The sequence below is a fragment of the Roseomonas sp. OT10 genome (genome assembly GCF_020991085.1).
Taxonomy (GTDB): Bacteria; Pseudomonadota; Alphaproteobacteria; order Acetobacterales; family Acetobacteraceae; genus Roseomonas; species Roseomonas cutis.
The window spans coordinates 3,476,088-3,496,930 of sequence record NZ_CP087719.1; the positions used below are offsets into that span (position 1 = coordinate 3,476,088).

Below are 20,843 nucleotides of genomic sequence, written 5' to 3' on the forward strand. Positions count from 1 at the left end.
CGGAAAGGCCGTCACGCCCGCTCCAGCGGCACGCCCAGCCGCTCGGCCATCGGGCGGCGCAGGGGGCCGAGCAGGTCGGCCAGGGTCTTGCTGTCCAGCACGGCCAGGAAGGCGTCCAGCGCCTCCGCCAGGACGGAGCGCAGCCGGCAGGCGCCGGCGATGATGCAGCCGCCGCCCTCCAGCCCGTCGCCGGCCGGCGTGCCGTCCGGGTTGAAGCAGACCAGCAGGGCCAGGTCGTCCTCCGTGGCGCGGACCACGGCGCCGATGTTGATCGCCTCCGCCGGCCGGGCAAGGCGCAGCCCGCCGCCGCGGCCACGCAGCGTCTCGATGAAGCCCGCCCTGCCCAGCCGGTGCACCACCTTGGTCAGGTGATTCTCCGAGATGCGGTGCGCCGCCGCGATCTCCTGGATGGAGGCGAGCCGGTCCGGCCGCAGGCCCAGGTACATCAGGGTGCGAAGGGCATAGTCCGCGTGCAGGGTCAGGCGCATGGCAGAGATGTATTTCCCATGCATCTTCGAATCAGGCCAGCGATATAAGGTGTATTTCAATTACATCTTTTGGAGCCACCATGCCCGCCCCCCTGAGCGCCCAGACCATCGCCACCGTGAAGGCCACCGTCCCGGCCCTGGCGGAGCACGGGCTGGCCATCACCCGCCGCATGTACCAGCGGATGTTCCAGGACCCGGCGATCGCGGCGCTGTTCAACCAGTCCCACCATGGCGATGCCGGCTCCCAGCCGCGCGCCCTGGCCGATGCCATCCTGGCCTATGCGCAGAACATCGACCGGCTGGAGGTGCTGGCCCCCGCCGTCGAGCGGATCGCCCAGAAGCATGCCGGACTGAACATCCTGCCGGAGCACTACCCGGCCGTGGCCAACGCCCTGCTGCCCGCGATCAGCGACGTCCTGGGCGATGCGGCGACGGCGGAGGTGCTGGGCGCCTGGGGCGAGGCCTACTGGTTCCTGGCCGAGCTGCTGATCGGCCGCGAGGCGCAGATCTACCGCGCCATGGCCGAGGCCCGCGGCGGCTGGAACGGCTGGCGCCCCTTCGTGGTCGAGCGGGTGGAGCGGGAGAGCGCCGTCATCACCTCCTTCACCCTGCGCCCGCAGGATGGCGGCCCCGTGCTGCGCCACCGCGCCGGCCAGTACCTGACCTTCCGGCTGGACATCCCCGGCCAGGTACCGGGGCTGAAGCGGAACTACAGCATCTCCTCCGTGCCGGGCGGGGAGACCTACCGGATCAGCGTGAAGCGGGAGCCGCACGGCGTCGCCTCCGGCTGGCTGCACGACCACGCCGCGCCCGGCACCGTGCTGCAGGTCGCGCCCCCGGCAGGCGACTTCTTCCTGGCGGAGCGGCCGGCCCGCCCGGTGGTGCTGGTCAGCGGCGGCGTCGGGCTGACGCCCATGGTCAGCATGCTGGAGGAGATCGCCGCGCGGCACCCGGACCTGCCGGTCCATTACGTCCACGGCACCCAGGACGGTGCCACCCACGCCATGGGCGCGCGGGTGAGGGCGCTGGCCGCGGCTGCGCCGGGGATCACGGCCACGACCTTCTACCAGTGCCCGCGTCCCGAGGATCTGGAGGGCGCGGATTACGACGTCGCCGGGCTGATCACCCCGGAATGGCTGCTGCGCCACACCCCGGCGGCGGAGGCGGATGTCTACCTCTGCGGCCCGGTGCCCTTCCTCCGCTCCCTCGTCGGCGGGCTCGCCGCGGCCGGCGTGCCCGCCGGGCGCATCCACCACGAGTTCTTCGGCCCGGCCGACGCGCTGCTTGCGGCGTAAGCAGCGTTGGGGCGCGCCGGGCGGGATTGGCGTTCCCCTCCTGGCACGCCCCGCCCGGCGGGCGCTCCGCTACTCCGCCGGCAGCGGGGGCGTGGCCATCCGGCGGCTCGCCCGCTGCCAGCGGGCCAGGTCCACCAGCAGGAAGGCCAGCAGGCTGCCCCCCGCGACGGGCAGGGCCCAGCCCAGCGCCGCCAGGACCAGCAGCACGACGAGGCGCAGCGGCAGGCCGAGGCGCAGCCACGCCTGGACCAGGGTGCGCGGCAAGGCGCCGGGGGCGGGGCGGTTCTGCCACCAGACCCGGTAGCCGTAGACGATGGTCCCGATCAGCCCCAGCGCGATGGCCGCGACCAGCGCCTGATTCGGCAAGCCGAACAGGATGCCCATGTGCAGGTCGATGCCCCAGCGGATCAGCTTCGCCACCAGCGGGAAGGTCGCGAAATCCGCCCGGCTCGTCACCGCCAGGTCGCGCGGGTCGATCGCCACCGTGTCCACCTGCGTGGGCCAGGAGCGGTCGTATTCCCGCACCAGCCAGGTGCGGCCCGGGCGCGGCAGCCGGATCTCCACCAGCGGCGAGTCGATCCCAGCGGCCCGTGCCACCGCCAGCACCGCGTCCAGTTGCGCCTCCGGCGGCCGGGCCAGGAGGCCGGGGTCCGCTGGGGATGCCGGTCGGGGCGCGGCCGCCTCCCGCGGCGCCTCGCCGTGGTGGTTCTGGCCATGGTGGTCATGCCCGCCCATGGTGTCCGCCGGGGCGTTCAGCGCCTGCACGACGGCGGGCGTCACCCAGCCGAGCGCCTCCCGCAGCCCGTCGATCCGCCCGCCAGCCCATTGCGACCACGTCAGCCCGGTGGCGGAGAGGAAGAGCAGCCCGAGCGAGACGGCGACGCCGGCCAGCCCATGCAGCCGCCGGGCGCGCAGCCGCGCGTTCCTCGGGTTCTGCCGCGACAGCGCGCCCGTCCGGCGCCAGGCCCAGAGCAGCACGCCACCCAGGGCGAGCACCCAGAGCCAGGAGGCGGCCAGTTCGCTGTAGAGGCGGCCGAACTCGCCCAGCAGCAGGTTGCGGTGCAGGTAGTCGAGCGTGGTGCGCAGGGGCAGGATTCCGCTGGTGCCGTAGACGGTCATGTCCCCGCGGATCGCCAGGGTGACGGGGTCGACGAAGATCGCCCGGCTCTCGGATTCCGCCAGCCCCGGCTGGAGGAACATCACCTGCGTCGTCGCACCCTCCCCGGTGGCGGGGCGGATGGCGAAGAGGCGCGGCCCGGGCCCGATGGCGGCGCGGGCGGCCTCGGCCTGGGCGGAGAGGCTGTGCGCCGAGCCGGTCGAGGCGGTCCGCAGGCTGTCGCGGTAGAGCATCGCTTCCAGCTGCGGCGTCAGTACGTAGAGCAGGCCGGTGACGGCCGCGACGAGGAGGAAGGGACCGACGAAGAGGCCGATATAGAAATGCAGCCGGGCGATGAAGGCTTTCAGCTCGGCGGAAGGGGCGTTCGGGCGCGCGGCGGCGCGGTCCCGCCCAGGGGACGGATCAGGCACGGGAAATTCTCCGGAAGGGGGCGGGGTCCGGCCGGGATGGTTCCGGTCGGTCGGCGCTTCAGGAGAGGGGCGGGGCGCGCGAGTGCCGCGTGCGCGGCGGCGGCAGGAAGGACAGGGTGGCGACCGCCGCCATGACGGCGGTGCCCGGCTGCTGCACCTCGCGCGGCGCAGGCAGCCCGGCGGGCGCCGGCAGATCGCCGCCAAGGTTCGGTCCCTGGCAGAGCTGGCAGCAGTCGAGGCCCTGGCCCGGCGCATCCAGCGGCTTGCCGTCCGCGCCCAGCCGGAGGGTCTTCATCCCTTCGGGCGTGCAGATGACCGCCATGTCGCCCGCGCCGAAGCTGGCCTGGAGATGCGGCCACAATCCGCCGCCCCACTGCAGGACGAGCAGGAGCGCAAGCATCCAGGTCGCCGGGCGCCGCGGGACGGTCATTCCAGGGACGGTTACCGTGGCCGGCAAACCTTGTCACCAGGGAAGGTCAGCCCGCCGCCGCGGCGAAGGCGCGCAGCCCCGTCTCCACCGTGGCGCGGTCCAGGTCGCGCAGGATGAAGACGAGGCGGGAGCGGCGGTCGTCCCCCTCGGGCCAGGCGGGCAGGCGTTCCGGCGTGTGCCAGACATGCTGCACGCCGTGGATCGCCACCGGCCGGTCGTCGTCCGCGAGGTTCAGCAGCCCCTTCACCCGCAGCACGGAATCCCCGCGCGTGGCGGTCAGCATCTCCAGGAAGGCGGCGATGCCCTGCCAGCGCAGCGGTTCGTCGAAGGTCACGGAGAAGGCGTGGATGCGCGCATCGTGCCGGTTGCGGTCGTGGTCATGCCGATGGTGGTGATGCCCGTGCCCCGCGCGGTCGCCGGGCCGCGCCTCCTCCGCCAGCCAGGCGGACACCTCCGCGATGCGGCGGCCGGGGTCGTAGCCGCCGTCGCCTGCCGCGCCGAGCAGCGCCTCCGGCCCCGCCCCCGGCGCCAGGACGGGCGCGCCGGGGTTCAGCGCCCGCAGCCGGTCCAGCAGCGCGGCATGGTCGGGGGCGAGGTCCGCCTTGGCCAGCACCAGCCGGTCGGCCACGGCCACCTGCTTCACCGCCTCGGGCTGGGCATCCAGCGTCGCCATGCCGTTCACCGCATCCACCACCGTCACCACCCCCTCCAGCACGAAGCGGCGCAGCGCGGGCAGCTCGCCCAGCAGGGTCTGGAGGATGGGCGCCGGATCGGCGAGGCCCGTCGTCTCCACCAGCACGCGGCGGATCGGCCGGTCGCGGGCCGCCAGATCCTCCAGCGCGCGCATCAGGTCGCCGCGCACGGTGCAGCAGAGGCAGCCGGCGTTCAGCAGCACCGTGTCCTCGTCCAGCCGGCCGACGAGGAGGTGGTCCAGCCCGATCTCGCCGAACTCGTTGATCAGCACGGCGGTGTCCGCCATGTCCGGGTGCCGCAGCAGCCGGTTCAGCAGGGTGGTCTTGCCGGCGCCGAGGAAGCCGGTCAGCACGGTGACCGGGATGCGGTCCCCCGTCACGGGTGGGCGTGCCCGCCGTAGAGCGCATCCGGATCGGCCAGCGGCTCCGCCAGCGGCACCACCACCCCGTCGCGCAGCCCCCAGGAGAAGCAGGAGCGCCGGCCGGTGTGGCAGGCGACGCCGAGCTGGTCCACCAGCGCCAGCACTGCATCCCCGTCGCAGTCCAGCCGCAGCTCGCGCAGCCGCTGCACCTGGCCGGAGGTCTCGCCCTTGCGCCACAGGGCCTTGCGGGAGCGGCTGTAGTAGGTGACCCGGCCGGTGCGCAGCGTCTCCTCCACCGCCTCGCGGTTCATCCAGGCGAGCATCAGCACCTCGCCCGTGTCGTGCTGCTGCGCCACCACCGCGACCAGCCCGTTCGCGTCGAAGCGCAAGGCGTCGGCGAAGCGGGCGACGGCATCCGGGGTCGGTGCCAGGGTCGGTGTGGGATCGGCCATGCGTTACTATATAACGACCGAACCGGCAGGGCGGGAGAGGCGGGGGCGATGGCGGCAGCGACGGGCGAGGCGGCCCTGGACCGGGCGGCGGCGGCCTGCGAGGCGCGGGGGGCGCAGCTCACCCCCCTGCGGCGGCAGGTGCTGGCCCTGGTGCTGGCGGCGGAGCAGCCGATCGGCGCCTATGCCCTGCTCGACCGGCTGAAGGCGGAGCGCCCCGGCGCCGCGCCGCCCACGGTGTACCGCGCGCTGGACTTCCTGCTGGAGCAGGGCTTCATCCACAAGGTCGAGCGGCTGAACGCCTATGTCGGCTGCGTCGAGGCAGACCACGGCCATGGCCACGACCACCCGCACCAGTTCCTGATCTGCGGCCGCTGCGGCACGACGCGGGAGATGGCGGACGAGGCGGTGACCCGCGCCGTGGCCGCCGCCGCCGCCCGCGCCGGCTTCCGCCCGGCGCATGCGACGGTGGAGGTGGAGGGGCTCTGCGCGCGCTGCGCCGAGGCGGCCTGAACGCGGCCAGGCGTCAGCGCAGGGCTGCCACGAGGCCCGGCTTGCCCAGCACCTCGTCGATCGCCTGGGTCATCGCCCGCTGCACCACCTCGCGCATGTCGTCGGTGGAGGCGAAGACGCCGACGGAGAGGGACAGCACGCTGCCGTCCACCACGGTCGCGCGGCCGGTCTCGCTCCACAGCGTGGCGCCGCCGGCGGCATCGGTCAGGGTGACGCGGAACTCGGCCGTGGCCTCGCGGCGGAGGTACTGGTTGCCGCTGAGCTGCTCGATGACCACGGCGAGGCGGTAGCGCGGCGCGCCCGCCGCCAGCAGCCTGCGCGCGGCCAGCGCGTCGGCGAAGGCCTTCGCCACCACCTCGCGCACCGGCTGCCCGGCATCGAGGCGCTTGACGGGGTTGCCGTAGCCACCCCGGATGGTGGCGATCCAGGCCGGGTCCTCGCGCCCGCCCTCGCGGTTGTCGGTCACGCTGCCCACGGCGACGACGGGGCGCGCGCCTGCGACGGGAGCGGGGACTGCCGTGGGCGCGTAGGGCAGGGCGACCTGGGTGGTGCCGCAGGCGGCGAGCAGCCCGGCCAGCAAGAGCGGCAGGAGGCGACGCAGGGTGGCGGTCATCGGTGGCGGATCGATCCGGTTGGGGGGAGCTGCCGGACCCGCCGGCCGCTCCGGGCCCGCGCTCCTACCGGCCGCGCCGGATCGTGACACCCTCCGAACGGATGCAGCCGGATGGAGGGGCTGCGCCGCCGCGGCCGGAGCGCGGCGGCGCGGAGCGGTCAGCCCGGCAGCGTCGCCAGCGCCGCCTTCAGGTCGGCGATGATGTCCGCCGGGTCCTCCAGCCCGATATGCAGGCGGAAGGCCGGGCCGCCCAGGTCGGGGCTGGTGGCGGTGCGGCTGATGAAGCCCGTGGTCGGCAGCGCCAGGCTCTCGTAGCCGCCCCAGGAGGCGCCGATGCCGAACAGCTTCAGCCCGTCGATGGCGGCGAACATCTGCGCCTCCGTCACGCCCGGCCGCAGCACCACGCCGAACAGGCTGCACGCGCCGGTGAAGTCACGCCGGAACAGCGCGTGCTGCGGATGCGACGGCAGGGCGGGGTGCAACACGCGCTGCACCTGCGGCTGCCGCTCCAGCCAGGACGCCACTTGCAACGCGTTGGCCGATTGCTGCTTCAGCCGCACGGGCATGGTGCGCGCGCCGCGCAGCGCCAGCCAGCAATCGTCCGGGCTGGCGTAATGCCCCATCGCCGCGCCGACGGAGCGGACGATGTGCCAGTCCGTCTCGTCGTTCACCGTGACGCTGCCCAGCAGCACGTCGGAATGCCCGACCACGTATTTGGTCAGCGCCTGGATGGACACGTCCACCCCGTGCTGGAACGGCTGGAAGTGGTGGATGCCCCAGGTGTTGTCCATCAGCACCTTCGCGCCCGCGGCATGCGCGGCGCGGGCGATGGCGGGGACGTCCTGCACCTCGAAGGTGTGCGAGCCCGGGCTCTCGGTGAAGACGACCTTCGTGTTCGGGCGGATCAGCGCGGTCGTGCCCGCCTCGTCCACCAGCGGGTCGTAGAAGGTCGTCTCGATGCCCCAGCCGCGCAGCATCCCCTCGGCCAGGCCGCGCGCGGGGCCGTAGACGCTGTCGGGCATCAGCATGTGGTCGCCCGTCTTGAGATAGGCCAGCAGCGGCACGGCGATGGCGGCGAGGCCGGTGCCCACGATCATCGCGTGGCTGCCGCCCTCGATCTCGGCAACCACGTCCTCCAGCGCGTAGTGGGTGGGACCACCGGCGGTGCCGTAGGTCATCACCTGCTCGAAGCGGTGCTTCGCCAGCTCCCGCCGCGCCTCGCAGGAGGGGTACAGCACCGTCGAGCCGCGATGCACCCCCGTGTTGACGAAGCCATGCGTCCGCACCGAGGGGCGGCCCGCATGCGACATGCGGGTGGAGAAGCCCATCGTGGTGCTGGGCGGATGGCGGTCGTCGGGCATCAGGAAACCTTCGGGGTCTCGGGCCGGGCGGCCCATTCGGTCCAGGAGCCGTCATAGACGGCGGCCTCGGGCAGGCCGGCGCGCTCCAGCCCCAGCGCGAGCACGCAGGCGGTGACGCCCGTGCCGCAGCTGGTGATGACGGGGCGCTCGCCATCCACCCCGGCGGCGGCGAAGATCTCGCGCAGCCGCTCGGGCGGCAGGTAGCCGCCGTCGGGGCCCATCAGCTCCGTCGCCGGCACGTTGGCGGCGCCGGGCATGTGGCCCGAGGGCAGGCCCGGGCGCGGCTCCGGCGCGGTGCCGTCGAAGCGGCCGCGGGCGCGGGCGTCGAGGATCAGCGCCTCGCCGCCGCCCTGACGGACGACGCGCTTCACGTCGCCGATGCCCACCATCCGGTGCGCGCGCAGGTCGGGGACGAAGCTGGCGGGGGTGGGGGCGGGGGGCTCGCCGCTCTCGACGCGCAGCCCCTCCGCCTGCCACTTCGGCAGGCCGCCATCCAGCACGGCGACGTCATCGTGGCCGAACAGCTTGAACAGCCACCAGCCGCGCGGCGCGCGGGTCGTGCCCGTCTGGTCGTAGAAGACGATGCGCGAGGCGTTGGAGATGCCCATCGCGCCGACCAGCTTCGCGAAGCGCCCGGCCGTGGGCGCCATGTGCGGCAGGTCCGTGTCCTGGTCCGCGACGGCGTTGATGTCGAAGTAGCGCGCGCCGGGGATGTGGCCGCGGGCGAACTCCTCCGCGCCGTTCTTCTTCTCCGTCGGCAGGTAGTAGGTGGCGTCGAGCACCACGAGGTCCGGCGCGCCCAGGCTGCCGGCCAGCCATTCCGTGGAAACCAGCGGTCCCATGCTCATCCCTGTCCCTCCGCCAGCACGAGGTAGACGCGCCGGTTCTGCTTGCCCTTGCTTTCGAGCTTCGTGACCTCGATGCGCCCGATCTCGCCCGTGGCGCGCACATGCGTGCCGCCGCAGGGCTGGAGGTCGACCGGCGCCTCCTCCGGCCCGATGCGGACCAGCCGCACCTGCCCCGTCCCGCGCGGCGGCTGCACCGAGAGGGTGCGGACCAGGCCGGGATTGGCGTCCAGCTCCGATTCGTCCACCCAGCGCTCGCCCACCGCGTGGTTGCCGGCGGCGAGGGCGTTGAGCTGCTCCGTCAACCATTCCTTGGTCGGCGGCTCCGGCATGTTGAAGTCCAGCCGCGAGCGGTCGGCGCCTATCTGCCCACCGGTCACGCCGATGCCGGGCATCACGCTGCACAGCAGGTGCAGCGCCGTGTGCATCCGCATGTGCCGGTGCCGGCGTTCCCAGTCGAGCGTCGCCGTCACCGCCGCGCCCACGGGCGGCAGCGGCGAGTCCGGCGCCAGCACGTGCAGCGCGGCGCCGTCGGGTCCCTTCACCGCCTCCGTGACGATCGCCTCGCCGCCCTCCCAGCGCAGCGTCCCGGCATCGCCCGGCTGGCCGCCGGCGCGCGGGTAGAAGACGCTGCGGTCGAGCACCACGCCCTCCGGCCCGGCGGCGAGCACGGTCGCCGTGCAGTCGCGCGCATAGGCGTCGTCGCGGAACAGGGCACCGCTCATGCCTGCCACTCCCCCGCCTGCCATTCGGGGCGCAGCCGCTCGCGATGCGCCTGCAACCAGAGCAGCCCGAGCGCAGCGGGGGCGCCGAAGATCCGTCCGTCCGCGACCATCGCCAGCGCCTCCTCCAACGGGACCACCACCACCTGCGTCTCCTCGTGCTCGCTGTCCAGCCCGGCCGAGGCCCCCTCGCCCAGCGTCTCCAGCCGTACCCGCGCGAGGTGGTAGTGCAGCACCTCGTCGCAGCCGCCCGGCATCAGCAGCCAGCGTCCCATCGGCACCAGCCGGTCGGCCGACAGCCCCGTCTCCTCCGCCAGCTCGCGCCGGGCCGCCTCCTCCCGCGGCTCATCCCCGTCCAGCAGGCCGGCGGGGAACTCCGTCTGGATCGGCTCGCCCCCCGCCGCCAGGGCGGCGAGGCGGAACTGCCGGATCAGCGCCACCCGGTCGTGCCAGGGGTCCCAGGGCAGGATCAGCACCCCGCCCCTGCCCCGCCGCCACAGCTCCCAGGTCAGCTCGCCGGAGAGCGCCCCGTCGCGCCGCGTGTAGCGGAAGCGCACCTGTTGCAGCGCGAAGCGCCCGGCATGGACCGTCGCCTCCTCCTCCGGGTGGTAGAGCGGGTGGGTGGGCAGCGGACGGGCATCGGGATGCGCCGGGCCGGGGCGCGGCAGGGCAGGCGGGGCGGAACCGGCATCCGCGGGCGGCGTCCCCGCATCGCCGGGGGCAGGCGGTCTGGCCTTCATGCGGCGCGGACCCTACCCTTGCCCCGAAACGCCGTCCACATGACCCCCGACACACCCCCCTCCCCCACCGGGGCGCTGCGCGACGCGCGCCGCCGCGCCATCCTCTGCGTCCTCGGCTCCGCCCTGGCCTTCGCCCTGGCGGCGGCGGCGATCAAGGCGCTGGGCGGCACCATCCCCGTGGCGGAGGTGATCGTCTTCCGCAACCTGCTGGCCCTGCCGCTGCTGCTGCCGATGGGGCTGGCGCAGGGGGGCGGCTGGCAGGTCTTCCGCACGCGCGACCCCTGGGGCCATGCGCAGCGCTGCGCCTGGGGCCTGCTGGGCATGTGGGGCAGCTTCTACGGCTATGCCCACCTGCCGCTGGCGACGGTGACGGCGCTGAACTTCACCATGCCCTTCTTCCTCACCGCCCTGTCCATCCCCCTGCTGGGCGAGACGGTGGGGCCGCGCCGCCTGGCCGCCGTGGTGGCGGGCTTCCTGGGCGTGGTGCTGGTGATGCGGCCCTGGAGCGGCGCGCAGGAGGCCATCGACCTCGTGGCCGCCGGCTGGGTGCTGGCGGCGGCCTTCGGCTGGGCCATGGCGATGATCTCGATCCGCCGCATGGGCGAGCGTGGCGAGCCCGGGGTGACGATCGTGCTGTGGTTCGCGGTGGGCGCCTTCGCCGTCTCGCTGCTGGCGGCGATCCCCGTCTGGGTCTGGCCCTCGCCGCAGGAATGGGCGCTGCTGCTCTTCGTCGGGCTGATCTCGGCCGTGGCGCAGCTGATGATGACGGCGGCCTATCGCAGCGGCGAGACGACGCTGATCGCGCCCTTCGAGTACTCCGCCATCCTCTGGACCACCGGGCTGGGCGCGATCCTGTGGTCAGAGCTGCCGGATGGCTGGGATGCCGCGGGCATCGCCGTCCTGGTCGGCTCGGGGCTCTATATCTGGTGGCGGGAGGTCCGGCTGGGGGTCAGGCGCTGAGGCCGAGGCCGGCGATGCATGCAAAGAAGACCTTAGAAGTCTAATTGCCCCTGGGCAGGCGGTAGCAGGTTGCGTATCATGCATGCATGGACGACACCCTGGCCGCCCCGGATTCCGGCACCAGCCAGCTCGAGCAGGTCACCGCCCTCCTTCGCGGCCATATCCTCTCCGGCGCCTTCGAACCGGGCGAGCGGCTGATGGAAGTGCCGCTGGCGGAGATGCTGGGCACCTCCCGGACGCCGATCCGCCTGGCCCTGTCGCTGCTCCAGGCGGAGCGGCTGGTGGTGGCGGGCGGCCCGCGCCGCGGCTTCGTGGTGAACTCCTTCTCGCTGGAGGAGGTGTTCGAGGCGATCGAGGCGCGCGGCGCGCTGGAGGGGCTGGCCGCGCGCCACCTGGCCGAGCGCGGCCTGTCCCCGGCCGATGCCGCATCCCTGCGTGCAGGCCTGGAGGCGGGGGCGGCGCTGCTGGCCGAGGCGCGGGAGGACGAGGCCCGCGCGGATGATGCCTGGGGCCGCGCCTGGGCCCGCAACAACGCCGCCTTCCATGCCGCCCTCGTCGGCGCCGCGCGCAACCGCGCCATCGCCGCGGCGCTGGAGCCGCTGAACCGCATCCCCCTCACTGCCCCCACCGCCGTCGTGCTGCGCACCGGCGACCGCGCCGCCGACCTGCACCGGCTGCGCCGGGCCCAGGACGACCACGCCGACATCCTCGATGCCGTCGCGACGGGACAGGGCAGCCGTGCCGAGGCGCTGCTGCGCGAGCATGCGCTGCTCAACATCCGCAACAAGCGGCGCAACTTCGCCGAGATCAAGGCGCGCAAGGCGGCCGGCGATATCCCCGGGCTCGACCTGGTGGAGGCCGCCGCCGCGCCGCCGCCGCGCCGTGGCCGGCGCTGACCACCGATCACCCAGGGAGGAAACGCAAACCGTGCCAAGCTTCCACAGCAGCGTCGAGGACATCCTCGCCTCGTCCACCCGCCGCGGCCTGCCGCGCAAGGTGCAGATCACGCCGTCCGACACCGCCAGCTACATGCGCGGGATCGACAATTTCTGCCGCGTCATGGCGATCCGCCCGGGCGACCACGTGGTGATGCTGACCGACCCGCTGCTCGACCCGCGCGTGATCCAGGCGGTGCAGGGCCTGGCGCGCGGGCGGGGGGCGAGCTTCATCTCGTACATGGGGGAGTCCACCCGCTACGTGACCGTCCCGGACGAGGCCAAGGCGCTGCTGGAGCGGGCGACCTTCGTCGTCTCCACCTGGTTCGCCTCGGTGCTCGACCCGTTCTGCATCGGCCTGCGTCGCAAGAAGGGGCAGCGCTGGGTGAAGATCACCTTCTTCCGCGACCTCGACCTGCTGCACACGCCGCAGGCGCAGTTCCCGGTGGAGCTGCTGGGCGAGATCATCCGCGCCACCGGCCGCATGTTCCCGGAAGCCGGCGACTTCACGCTTCGCATCACCGACCCGCGCGGCACGGACTTCCGCGTCCCGTTCAGCGAGCGGATGCTGCAGCACCTGCGCCGCCACAACCGCTGGCGCGGGCAGAACGTGGCGGACCAGGATGGCTGCTACGTCCACTACCTGCCGACGCACGGGCCGAACCTGTTCGAGCCGAGCATGGTCGGGCTGCAGCCGGAGGAGAAGATCGGCGTCACCGGCACGATCTGGCCGCAATGGGCGGTGGGCTTCGACGAGCCCTTCCAGGAGCCGCTGGGCGTCGAGTTCGAGAACGACGTGGTGAAGGCCGTCCACGGCGAGAGCTGGGAGGCGCAGGTGATGCGCGACTACCTGATCGGCGGCACGCTGGAGGAGGTGGGCTGCGGCCACAACCCGAAGGCCCCGCGCTTCGACATCTACCCCGCCGGCCCGAATTCGCCCGGTGCGCTGCATTTCGGCATCAACGCGCTGCAGCCCTCCGAGTACCTCCGCCGCGTCATGCCGAACTGGGAGGAGCCGCACATCCACATGGACCTCGTCACCTTCGACAGCACGGTGATGGCGGGGAACCGCACCATGGTGGAGGACGGCTACCTGATGTCCCTGCGCGACCCGGCGGTGCGCGCCCTGGCCGAGACCTATGGCGACCCGGTGGAGCTGCTGGAGGCCTATCCGGTCTGATCCGGCCGGCGCGGCCAGACAGGATGGCGCGCGGCCCCGAAGCCGCGCGCAGGCCGGGGGCATGCCCGCCGGCCGGATGCAAGGGTGGAGGAGTCCGAAGAATGTCCCATGGTTCCGGCGCATGCGCGCCGTCATCCCGCATGCCCGCGGCATCGCGGCGGCGCCTGCTCGGCGCCGGCGCCGCGCTGCTGGCCACGCCGGTGTCCGGCCGCGGCGCGCTCGCCCAGGGAGGAGGCCAGGCGGGCGCCTATCCGGACCGTCCCGTGAAGCTGATCGTCCCCTTCCCGCCCGGCGGCGGCGGCGACACCCTGGCCCGCCTCGCCGCGCAGCCGGCGCAGGAGGTCCTGGGCCAGACCCTCGTGATCGACAACCGCGCCGGGGCGGGCGGCAACCTGGGCGCCGAGGCGGCCGCGCGCTCCCCGGCCGATGGCTACACCCTGCTCTACGGGACCAATGGCACGCACGGGATCAACGAGGCGCTCTATCCCCGGCTGCCCTTCCGCCCGGACGCGGATTTCAGCCCCGTCGCCGCGCTGACCCGGATCGCGCTGGTGCTGGTGGTACGCAAGGACCTGCCGGTGGAGTCGGTGCCGGAGCTGATCCGGTACCTGAAGGCCCATCCGGGCAAGGTCACCTACGCCTCGGCCGGCAACGGCACCACGGGCCACATCGCGGCGGAGATGTTCCGCGTCGCGGCCGGGGTGGAGATCGTCCACGTGCCCTATCGCGGCAATGCCCCGGCCATGACGGATCTCGGCGGCGGCCGGGTGGACATGGCGATCGACCTGATCCCCGCCGCCTATCCGCTGGTCGAGGGTGGGCTGATCCGCGCCCTGGGGGTGACGAGCCCGCAGCCGCTGCCCAGCCTGCCGCAGCTGCCCACCCTCGCCTCCGTCCTGCCGGGCTTCGAGGTCGCGGCCTGGGACGGCATCTTCGTGCCGGCCGGCACGCCGGAGCCGGCGATCCGCCGCCTGAACGCCGCCTTCCGCGAGGGGCTGCGCAAGCCCGACACGGTGGACCGGCTGCGCGCCCGCGGCGCGGAGGTGGCGCCGCTGGAATCGCCGCAGGACTTCGCCGGCTTCGTGGCCGCCGAGCGCGGCAAGTGGGCGGCAGCGGTGAAGGCCAGCGGCGCCCGCATGGGCTGAGCCGGGCCAGGGGCCGCCCCGCCCCCTGGCCTGCCCCCTGGCCTGCCCCCTGGCCCGCTCCCTGGCCCGCCGCTTGCCAGGCCCGCCCCGCCCCCTTGCCGTGGGGGCCGGGTCGGCGCGACGCTCCCGTGCCGTCGCCGGCCCCGGGGCCCGGCCCGCCGCCGCTGCAGGGGGGCGGGCGGGGCGCCGCGTGGCGCGGGACCCGGATACGGAGTGAAGGCACATGGCTGCACTGACCAGCCCCAAGGTCCACATGGGCACCCTGACCGGCGGGGAGGGACGGGAGGCCTATGCCGCCAACCCGGTGATCCTGCTGCCGCTCGGCAGCCACGAGGACCAGGGCCCGCACGCGCCCATGGGCGACTACCTGCTGGCCGAGAAGATGGCCGAGCTGATCGCGCTGCGGGCCACCGCCGCCGGCACGCCCACCTATGTCGCCCCCGTGCTGCCCTTCGGCGGCGCCGACTGGTTCGGCCCGATGATCGGCGGCATCGCCATCAGCCAGGCGACGCTGACCGCCGTGCTGGCGGACATGGTGGAGAGCCTGGGGCGCAACGGGCTGACGCGGATCGTCGTCATCAACGGCCATGGCGGCAATGTCGGCCCGGTCGCGGAGGTGGCGCGCCAGATCTGGCAGGATCGCGGGCAGGTGATCCCCAGCCTGTACCTGTGGCGCATCGCCTACGCGCTGCTGCCCGGGCTGATCGGGGCGGAGAAGGCGAAGGCCGTCTCCGGCCACGGCGCCGATCCGCTGACCAGCCTGGGCCTGCACCTCTTCCCGGAGCTGCTGCGCCCCGACCTGGTGCCTCAGGCGCAGCCGCTGAAGTCCGACAGCGTGCTCGGCCTGCGCTACACCGGCCTGGGGGCCGCGGATTTCGAGGGGGCGGAGATCGGCCTGCCGATGGAGTACGACGACACCTACCACCAGGGCGTGGCGAAGGGCGATCCGACGCTCTGCTCGGCCGAGACGGGCGTGCTGCTGGCGGAGAAGCTGACCGATCTCGGCGCCCGCTTCGTCGCGCACTACGCCGCGAAGATCCCCGCCTGACCCGCCGGCGGCCTGGCCGCCGCCCCTGCCTTGCCTCCGGAGCCCCGCCCGCGTGACCAGCGCCCCCTCCCCTTCCCGGATCGTCGTCGTCGATGCCCTGCCCGCTGCCACGGTCGAGCGCCTGCGCGCCCTGCTGCCGCCCGGCTTCACGCTGGAGGCGCCGGCGACGCGCGACCTCGCGGATCTGCATGCGCTGCTGGCCGGCGCGGATTTCCTGATCTCCGGCCAGCGGGAGGTGGATGCCGCGCTGCTGCGCGCCGCGCCGAAAGCCCGGCTGCTGCACAAATGGGGCGTCGGCGTCGACAATTTCGACCTCGACGCCGCGCGCGCGCAGGGCATCGCCGTGGCCCGGACCACGGGCAGCAACGCCGTGCCGGTGGCGGAGTACGCGCTGGCGCTGACCCTCGCCCTGCTGCGCAACCTCGCCTCCGCCCATGCGCGGCTGAGCCAGGGGGAGTGGCGCGGGCTGAACGCCGCCCGTCCCGCCCTGCTGCTCTCCGGCAAGACGGTGGGCATCGTCGGCTTCGGCGCGATCGGCCAGACGCTGGCGCGCCTGCTCGCCGGCTTCGGCTGCCGCATCCTGTACAACAAGACCCGCCCCCTGCCGGCGGCGGAGGAGGCGGCCAAGGGCGTCGCCTATGCCAGCCTGGACACGATCCTGGCCGAGGCCGACGTGGTCTCCCTGCACTGCCCCCTGACGCCCCAGACGCGTGGCCTGATCGACGCCGCCGCGCTGCGCCGCATGAAGCCGACCGCCATCCTCGTCAACGTCGCGCGCGGCGGCGTGGTGGTGGAGAGCGACCTGGTGGAGGCGCTGCGGGAGGGCGTCATCCTCGGCGCCGCCATGGATGTCTACGAGACGGAGCCGGTGCCGCCGGACCACCCGCTGCTGCGCCTGGACAACGTCGTGGTCACGCCGCACATCGCCGCCCTCTCCGCCGATACCTTCGAGCCGACGGTGCGGCGCATGTTCGCCAACATCGCCCGCCACGCGGCCGGCGAGCCCATCCCGGAGACCGACCGGGTCGGCTGACCCGGGCCCGGCCGCCGCGACGGAGGGGAAACCCGCCGGCCCTTCCCGATCCTTGACCCCCAAAACGTTTCGGATCACCCTGCCGCCAACCCGCAGGAAGCGCGTCCAGGACCGTGTCGCTCGCCCGCATCGCCGCCGCGCTCGGCCTCTCCGTGACCACCGTGTCGCGGGCGCTGGGGGGCTATGCCGACGTGTCGGCGGCCACGCGCCAGCGCGTGCGGGAGGAAGCGGAGCGGCTGGGCTACCGCGCCAACGCCTCGGCCCGGCGCCTGCGGGCGGGGGTCAGCGACGCGATCGGCGTGATCCTGCCGACCGGCCCCGGACAGCTCGAGGACGCCTTCTTCCTGCGCCTGCTGGGCAGCATCGGCCCGCGCCTCGCCGCGGCCGGGCTGGACCTGATGGTCGGCGCCGCACGCCCGGGGGCGGAGGAGATGGCGCTGTACCGCCACCTCGTCGACAACCATCGGGTGGATGGCTTCCTGGTGGCACGCGCGCGGCGGCAGGACCCGCGCGTCGGCTTCCTGCTCGACCGCGGCGTGCCCTTCGTGCTGCATGGTCGCACCGAGGAGGCGCGGCCCTACGCCTATGTGGACGTGGACGGCGCCGCCGCCTTCCGCCAGGCGACGGAGCGCCTGCTGGGCTTCGGCCATCGCTGCATCGGGCTGATCAACGCCCCGGGCACCTACAGCTTCGCCCAGGCGCGCGAGGCCGGCTGGCGCGGCGCGCTGGAGGCCGCCGGCCTGCCGCCCGGCCCGCGCGCCGAGGCGGTGGCGACGGAGGAGAACGGCTTCCGCCTGGCGCAGGCGATGCTGCGGGGGCGGACGGCGCCCACCGCGCTGCTCTGCGCCACCGACCGGCTGGCGGTCGGGGTGCTGCACGCCCTCGCCGCGGCGGAGCTGCGCGCGGCGCGCGACGTCTCCGTCCTCGGCTACGACAACCTCTCCTTCGGCACCTTCACCGATCCGCCGCTGACCACCTTCGAGCCCCGGGTGGACGACGCGGCCGAGCGGATGGTGGGGATGCTGGTCGCCCTGCTGCGCGGCGCGCCGCCCGCCGGCATGGCGGAGATCCTGGCCGCGCAGCTGGTGGCGCGTTCCTCGGACGGGCCGGCGCCCGCGGCCGGAATGCGCCGCACGCAGCGCCGGAAGCAGGCGCCAAGCAAGGGAGAAGCGATCCATGGGAACGATACCGAAGGCTGACTCCACCACCCTGTCCCGCCGCGACGCGGGGCGGCTGGGGCTGGGCGCGCTGCTCGCCGCGGCGCTGCCGGCCGCCGGCGCGCGCGCGCAAGGACAGGAGCTGGTCTTCCTCTCCACCCAGCTGCGTCCGATCGAATCCGCGCAGGCGATGCGGCAGAAGATCCTCGCGGGCTTCGGCCGCCCGGTGAACTTCGTCACCGAGCAGCCACCGCAGCTCGGCGTGCGGGTGCGCGCGGAGCAGCAGGCGGGGGCACGCACCACCAGCCTGATCGGCGGGCTGCACGGCGAGATCCTGCCGCTGCTCTCGACCAACGCGCTGGCGCCGGTGGACGAGGTGCTGTCCGGCCTGTCCAACCGCACCTTCAACGCCGCGATGCTGGAATCCGGCAAGCTGGGCGGGACGCAGCAGCGCTACATTCCCTGGATGCAGGCGACCTACCTGATGGTCGCGCACAAGCAGGCCCTGCCCTTCCTGCCGGCCGGCGCCGACCTCAACGCGCTGACCTATGCCCAGCTCGGCCAGTGGGCGGCGGCGATCCAGGAGAAGACCGGCCAGCGCCGCCTGGGCTTCCCCGCCGGCCCGACCGGGCTGATGCCGCGCTTCTTCGAGGGCTACCTCTACCCCTCCTTCACGGGGGGCGTGGTGACGACCTTCCGCTCCGAGGCGGCGGAGGCGATGTGGACGCAGTTCCGCGACCTGTGGAAGAGCGTCCACCCGAACTCGACCAAGTACGGCTTCATGCAGGAGCCGCTGCTGAGCGGCGAGGTCTGGATCGCCTTCGACCACGTCGCGCGCGTGATCGACGCGCTGAACCAGAAGCCGGACGAGTTCGTCGCCTTCCCCGCCCCCGCCGGGCCGAAGGGGCGCGGCTTCATGCCCGTGGTGGCGGGCCTCGCCATCCCGGCGAATGCGCCCGACGCCGCCGGCGCCGCCGCGCTGATCGAGTACCTGACGCGGCCCGAGGTGCAGATCGCGACCCTGCGCGCCACCGCCTTCTTCCCCGTGGTGCAGACGGAGTTGCCGGCCGACCTGGAGCCGGGGCTGAAGCTGGCCGCGGATGCCATCGCGCGGATGGCGGCGGCGCCGGACGCGCTGGTCAGCCTGCTGCCCGTGGGGCTCGACCAGAAGGGCGGCGAGTTCGACAAGGTCTTCATCGACACCTTCCAGCGCATCGTGCTGCGCGGCGAGGCGCCGCGCGCCGCGCTGGACCGCCAGGCGGAGGCGATGCGCCGCATCATGGCCGAGACGGGCGCGCCGTGCTGGCGGCCGGACCCGGCCTCCACCGGGGCGTGCCAGGTGATCTGACGCCCGGTGAGCCGATCCATGCCCGCCCGGCGCGGCGCCGCGCTGCCCTACCTGCTGGTCGCGCCCTCGGTCATCTTCCTGGGGGTGCTGTTCCTGCTGCCGCTGTTCCAGACGGCGGTGCTGGCCTTCCAGACAGGAGGGGGCGGGGGGTGGTCGCTGGACAACCTCCGCCGCATGACGGACGACATCAACTTCGAGGAGGCGGTGCGCAACACCTTCTCGGTCGTCCTGCTGGTGGTGCCGCTCCAGCTCGCCGCGGCGCTGGGCATGACCATGCTGCTGCGCCAGGTGCAGCGCGGGCGGGACCTGATCCTGTGGGTCTGGTCCATCCCGCTGGGCATCTCCGACCTCGCCGCCGGGCTGGTCTGGCTGGCGCTGCTGACCGACCTGGGCTGGGTGAACTCCGCCCTGTTCCGCCTGGGGCTGACCTCCGGGCCGCAGAGCTGGCTGACCTACGAGACGCCGCTGGCGCTGCTCGCCGCCATCGTGGTGGCGGAGCTGTGGCGCGCCACCGCCATCGTCTTCGTCGTGATCCTGGCCGGCGCGCAGCTCCTGCCGAAGGAGTACGAGGAGGCGGCGGAGGTCTTCGGCGCCTCGCCCTGGCAGCGCTTCCTAAAGGTGACACTGCCGCTGCTCAAGCCCTCCATCCAGACGGCGCTGATCCTGCGCACCGTGCTGGCCTTCGAGATGTTCGCCATGGCGCTGGCGCTGGGCGGGCGGAACTTCCCCGTCCTGGTCAGCGAGGCCTTCAACTGGCAGTACGCCAGCCAGGATTACGGCGTCGCCGCCGCCTATGCGGTGCTGGTGATGCTGATCTCGCTCGCCGCCACCGTCGTCTACCTCGTGGCGCTGCGCTCGCCGCCGGAGCAGCGGGCGTGAGCGCGGCGCGGCCGCTGCGCCGCTTCCTGGTGCTGGGCGGCGTCACCGCGCTCTGCGCCTGGACGCTGATCCCCATCGCCCTGCTGGCGCTGGGCGCGCTGGGCGGGCAGCCCTTCGCCACGCGCTGGCCGAAATCGCTGGTGGCCGGGGATTTCTCGCTGGACACGCTGCGCGCCTTCCTGGCCATCGATGGCGTCTGGGCCGCCACCTGGGTCAGCGTGCAGGCGGCGGCGCTGTGCATGGCCATGGCCCTGCTGCTGGGCGTGCCGGCGGGCTATGCGCTGGCGCGCTTCCGCTTCCGCGGCGCCGGGGCCTATCGCGTGCTGATCCTGATGACCCGCGCCTTCCCGGTGGCGATCCTCGCCCTGCCGCTGACGGTGGGCTTCATCCGGCTGGGCGTCTACGACACGCCTTTCGGCGTGGCGCTGCTGCACGCGGTGCTGGCCACGCCCTTCGCCACCCTGGTCTGCGCCAGCCTGTTCCAGGGCATCCCGGCGGAGCTGGAGGAGGCCGCCTGGGTCTTCGGCTGCTCCCGCCTGACGGGCTTCGTGAAGGTCGTGCTGCCGCTGGCCCTGCCGGGTATCGCGGCGGCCTCGATCTTCGCCTTCGTGCTGAGCTGGAACGAGGTCTTCGCCGCCTCCGTCCTGACGGTGCGGCACCGCACGCTGACCGCCTACCTGCTCTCCGTGCTGTCGGAATCGCCGCTGCACGTGCAGTTCGCCGGCGGGCTGATCCTGATCGTCCCGTCCGTCCTGTTCATCTTCCTGGTCCGCCGGCGGCTGTTCGCGATGTGGGGGATCGGGAACCGATGACACGGGTCGCTGTCCCCCGGGGGAAAGGCGCTGCCTTCCCCCCGTACCCCCCATCAGCCAGGAGCAGAGCCCCTGGACCCCCGTTCACCGATCCGTCGCGCGCCGGAGGCTATCGGCCTCCGGCGACTGCGGCCTCACCGCGCGCAGCCTTCGATTCCTTCCCTGCGCCCCGCCTGTCCACACGCTCCCTGGGTTCAGCCCGCCGGCTGACGCCCGCCACGCAGAGCCAGACCGCCAGCGGGGTCCGGGGCCAGCTTGTGGCCCCGGCGGAGGGGGGCCCGGCGGGGAGGCGGCGCCTCCCCCCGGTCC

Annotated in this window: 22 protein-coding genes; 12 read left to right on the forward strand and 10 right to left on the reverse strand. The window is 73.7% G+C overall.

Going from position 1 to position 20,843, the window contains the following annotated elements; all coding sequences use genetic code 11:
• Positions 1–11: 11 nt before the first annotated feature.
• Entirely contained in the window at positions 12–488 is a 477-nt protein-coding gene (locus LPC08_RS15885) for an RrF2 family transcriptional regulator (protein ID WP_230449210.1), read from the reverse strand.
• Positions 489–568: 80 nt separating this feature from the next.
• Here LPC08_RS15885 and hmpA point away from each other — a divergent pair, with 80 nt between their 5' ends.
• The gene (hmpA, locus tag LPC08_RS15890) at positions 569–1,783 is read left to right on the forward strand and encodes an NO-inducible flavohemoprotein (protein ID WP_230449211.1); all 1,215 of its coding nucleotides are present in this window, start codon (positions 569–571) and stop codon (positions 1,781–1,783) included.
• A gap of 69 nt (positions 1,784–1,852) precedes the next feature.
• On the opposite strand, the gene LPC08_RS15895 is transcribed toward hmpA, so the two are convergent.
• From LPC08_RS15895 to hisI, 4 genes are all read right to left on the reverse strand, one after another.
• Positions 1,853–3,310 (reverse strand): PepSY-associated TM helix domain-containing protein, encoded by a 1,458-nt coding sequence (locus LPC08_RS15895; protein WP_230449212.1) that lies wholly within the window; start codon positions 3,308–3,310, stop codon positions 1,853–1,855.
• 58 nt (positions 3,311–3,368) lie between these two features.
• Positions 3,369–3,710, reverse strand: coding sequence for a hypothetical protein (locus LPC08_RS15900; RefSeq protein ID WP_230449213.1), 342 nt, complete (start codon positions 3,708–3,710; stop codon positions 3,369–3,371).
• Positions 3,711–3,786: 76 nt separating this feature from the next.
• Positions 3,787–4,812, reverse strand: coding sequence for a CobW family GTP-binding protein (locus tag LPC08_RS15905; protein WP_230449214.1), 1,026 nt, complete (start codon positions 4,810–4,812; stop codon positions 3,787–3,789).
• Positions 4,809–5,246 (reverse strand): phosphoribosyl-AMP cyclohydrolase, encoded by a 438-nt coding sequence (gene hisI, locus LPC08_RS15910; protein WP_230449215.1) that lies wholly within the window; start codon positions 5,244–5,246, stop codon positions 4,809–4,811. The genes LPC08_RS15905 and hisI overlap by 4 nt, the downstream gene beginning before the upstream one ends.
• 48 nt (positions 5,247–5,294) lie before the next feature.
• Between hisI and LPC08_RS15915 the strand changes: the two genes are divergently transcribed.
• On the forward strand, positions 5,295–5,756 hold the full coding sequence (locus tag LPC08_RS15915) for a transcriptional repressor (protein WP_230449216.1): 462 nt from the start codon (positions 5,295–5,297) through the stop codon (positions 5,754–5,756).
• 13 nt (positions 5,757–5,769) lie between these two features.
• On the opposite strand, the gene LPC08_RS15920 is transcribed toward LPC08_RS15915, so the two are convergent.
• From LPC08_RS15920 to LPC08_RS15940, 5 genes are all read right to left on the reverse strand, one after another.
• Positions 5,770–6,369, reverse strand: a complete 600-nt coding sequence (locus tag LPC08_RS15920; protein ID WP_230449217.1) for a hypothetical protein — start codon at positions 6,367–6,369, stop codon at positions 5,770–5,772.
• 158 nt (positions 6,370–6,527) lie between these two features.
• Positions 6,528–7,730, reverse strand: coding sequence for a cystathionine beta-lyase (metC, locus tag LPC08_RS15925; RefSeq protein ID WP_230449218.1), 1,203 nt, complete (start codon positions 7,728–7,730; stop codon positions 6,528–6,530).
• A complete protein-coding gene (locus LPC08_RS15930) occupies positions 7,730–8,572 on the reverse strand; it encodes a sulfurtransferase (protein WP_230449219.1) in 843 nt (280 codons plus the stop codon). Before LPC08_RS15930 ends, metC begins: the two co-directional genes overlap by 1 nt.
• Before the next feature lie 2 nt (positions 8,573–8,574).
• Entirely contained in the window at positions 8,575–9,300 is a 726-nt protein-coding gene (locus LPC08_RS15935) for an alanyl-tRNA editing protein (RefSeq protein WP_230449220.1), read from the reverse strand.
• A complete protein-coding gene (locus LPC08_RS15940) occupies positions 9,297–10,037 on the reverse strand; it encodes an NUDIX domain-containing protein (protein ID WP_230449221.1) in 741 nt (246 codons plus the stop codon). The genes LPC08_RS15935 and LPC08_RS15940 overlap by 4 nt, the downstream gene beginning before the upstream one ends.
• Positions 10,038–10,076: 39 nt before the next feature.
• On the opposite strand from LPC08_RS15940, the gene LPC08_RS15945 reads away from it, so the two are divergent.
• The 10 genes from LPC08_RS15945 (at position 10,077) to LPC08_RS15990 (ending at position 20,534) form a co-directional block, all read left to right on the forward strand.
• Positions 10,077–10,997, forward strand: coding sequence for a DMT family transporter (locus LPC08_RS15945; RefSeq protein ID WP_230449222.1), 921 nt, complete (start codon positions 10,077–10,079; stop codon positions 10,995–10,997).
• Positions 10,998–11,083: 86 nt separating this feature from the next.
• On the forward strand, positions 11,084–11,893 hold the full coding sequence (locus LPC08_RS15950) for a GntR family transcriptional regulator (protein ID WP_230449223.1): 810 nt from the start codon (positions 11,084–11,086) through the stop codon (positions 11,891–11,893).
• Positions 11,894–11,924: 31 nt separating this feature from the next.
• Positions 11,925–13,112 carry a hypothetical protein gene (locus LPC08_RS15955; protein WP_230449224.1) on the forward strand — a complete coding sequence of 396 codons (1,188 nt, stop codon included), beginning with the start codon at positions 11,925–11,927 and terminating at the stop codon, positions 13,110–13,112.
• A 140-nt stretch (positions 13,113–13,252) separates the two neighbouring features.
• On the forward strand, positions 13,253–14,257 hold the full coding sequence (locus tag LPC08_RS15960; protein ID WP_230449225.1) for a Bug family tripartite tricarboxylate transporter substrate binding protein: 1,005 nt from the start codon (positions 13,253–13,255) through the stop codon (positions 14,255–14,257).
• A gap of 223 nt (positions 14,258–14,480) precedes the next feature.
• The gene (locus LPC08_RS15965) at positions 14,481–15,305 is read left to right on the forward strand and encodes a creatininase family protein (RefSeq protein WP_230449226.1); all 825 of its coding nucleotides are present in this window, start codon (positions 14,481–14,483) and stop codon (positions 15,303–15,305) included.
• Positions 15,306–15,357: 52 nt separating this feature from the next.
• Positions 15,358–16,338, forward strand: coding sequence for a 2-hydroxyacid dehydrogenase (locus LPC08_RS15970; protein ID WP_230449227.1), 981 nt, complete (start codon positions 15,358–15,360; stop codon positions 16,336–16,338).
• 113 nt (positions 16,339–16,451) lie between these two features.
• Complete coding sequence (locus LPC08_RS15975) at positions 16,452–17,537, forward strand: substrate-binding domain-containing protein (protein WP_230449228.1); 1,086 nt, start codon at positions 16,452–16,454, stop codon at positions 17,535–17,537.
• Positions 17,515–18,843 (forward strand): extracellular solute-binding protein, encoded by a 1,329-nt coding sequence (locus LPC08_RS15980; protein WP_230449229.1) that lies wholly within the window; start codon positions 17,515–17,517, stop codon positions 18,841–18,843. The genes LPC08_RS15975 and LPC08_RS15980 overlap by 23 nt, the downstream gene beginning before the upstream one ends.
• A 6-nt stretch (positions 18,844–18,849) precedes the next feature.
• On the forward strand, positions 18,850–19,722 hold the full coding sequence (locus LPC08_RS15985) for a carbohydrate ABC transporter permease (RefSeq protein WP_230449230.1): 873 nt from the start codon (positions 18,850–18,852) through the stop codon (positions 19,720–19,722).
• Positions 19,719–20,534: a carbohydrate ABC transporter permease gene (locus tag LPC08_RS15990; RefSeq protein WP_230449231.1), complete on the forward strand. Its 816-nt coding sequence runs from the start codon at positions 19,719–19,721 to the stop codon at positions 20,532–20,534. Before LPC08_RS15985 ends, LPC08_RS15990 begins: the two co-directional genes overlap by 4 nt.
• Positions 20,535–20,843 lie beyond the last annotated feature (309 nt).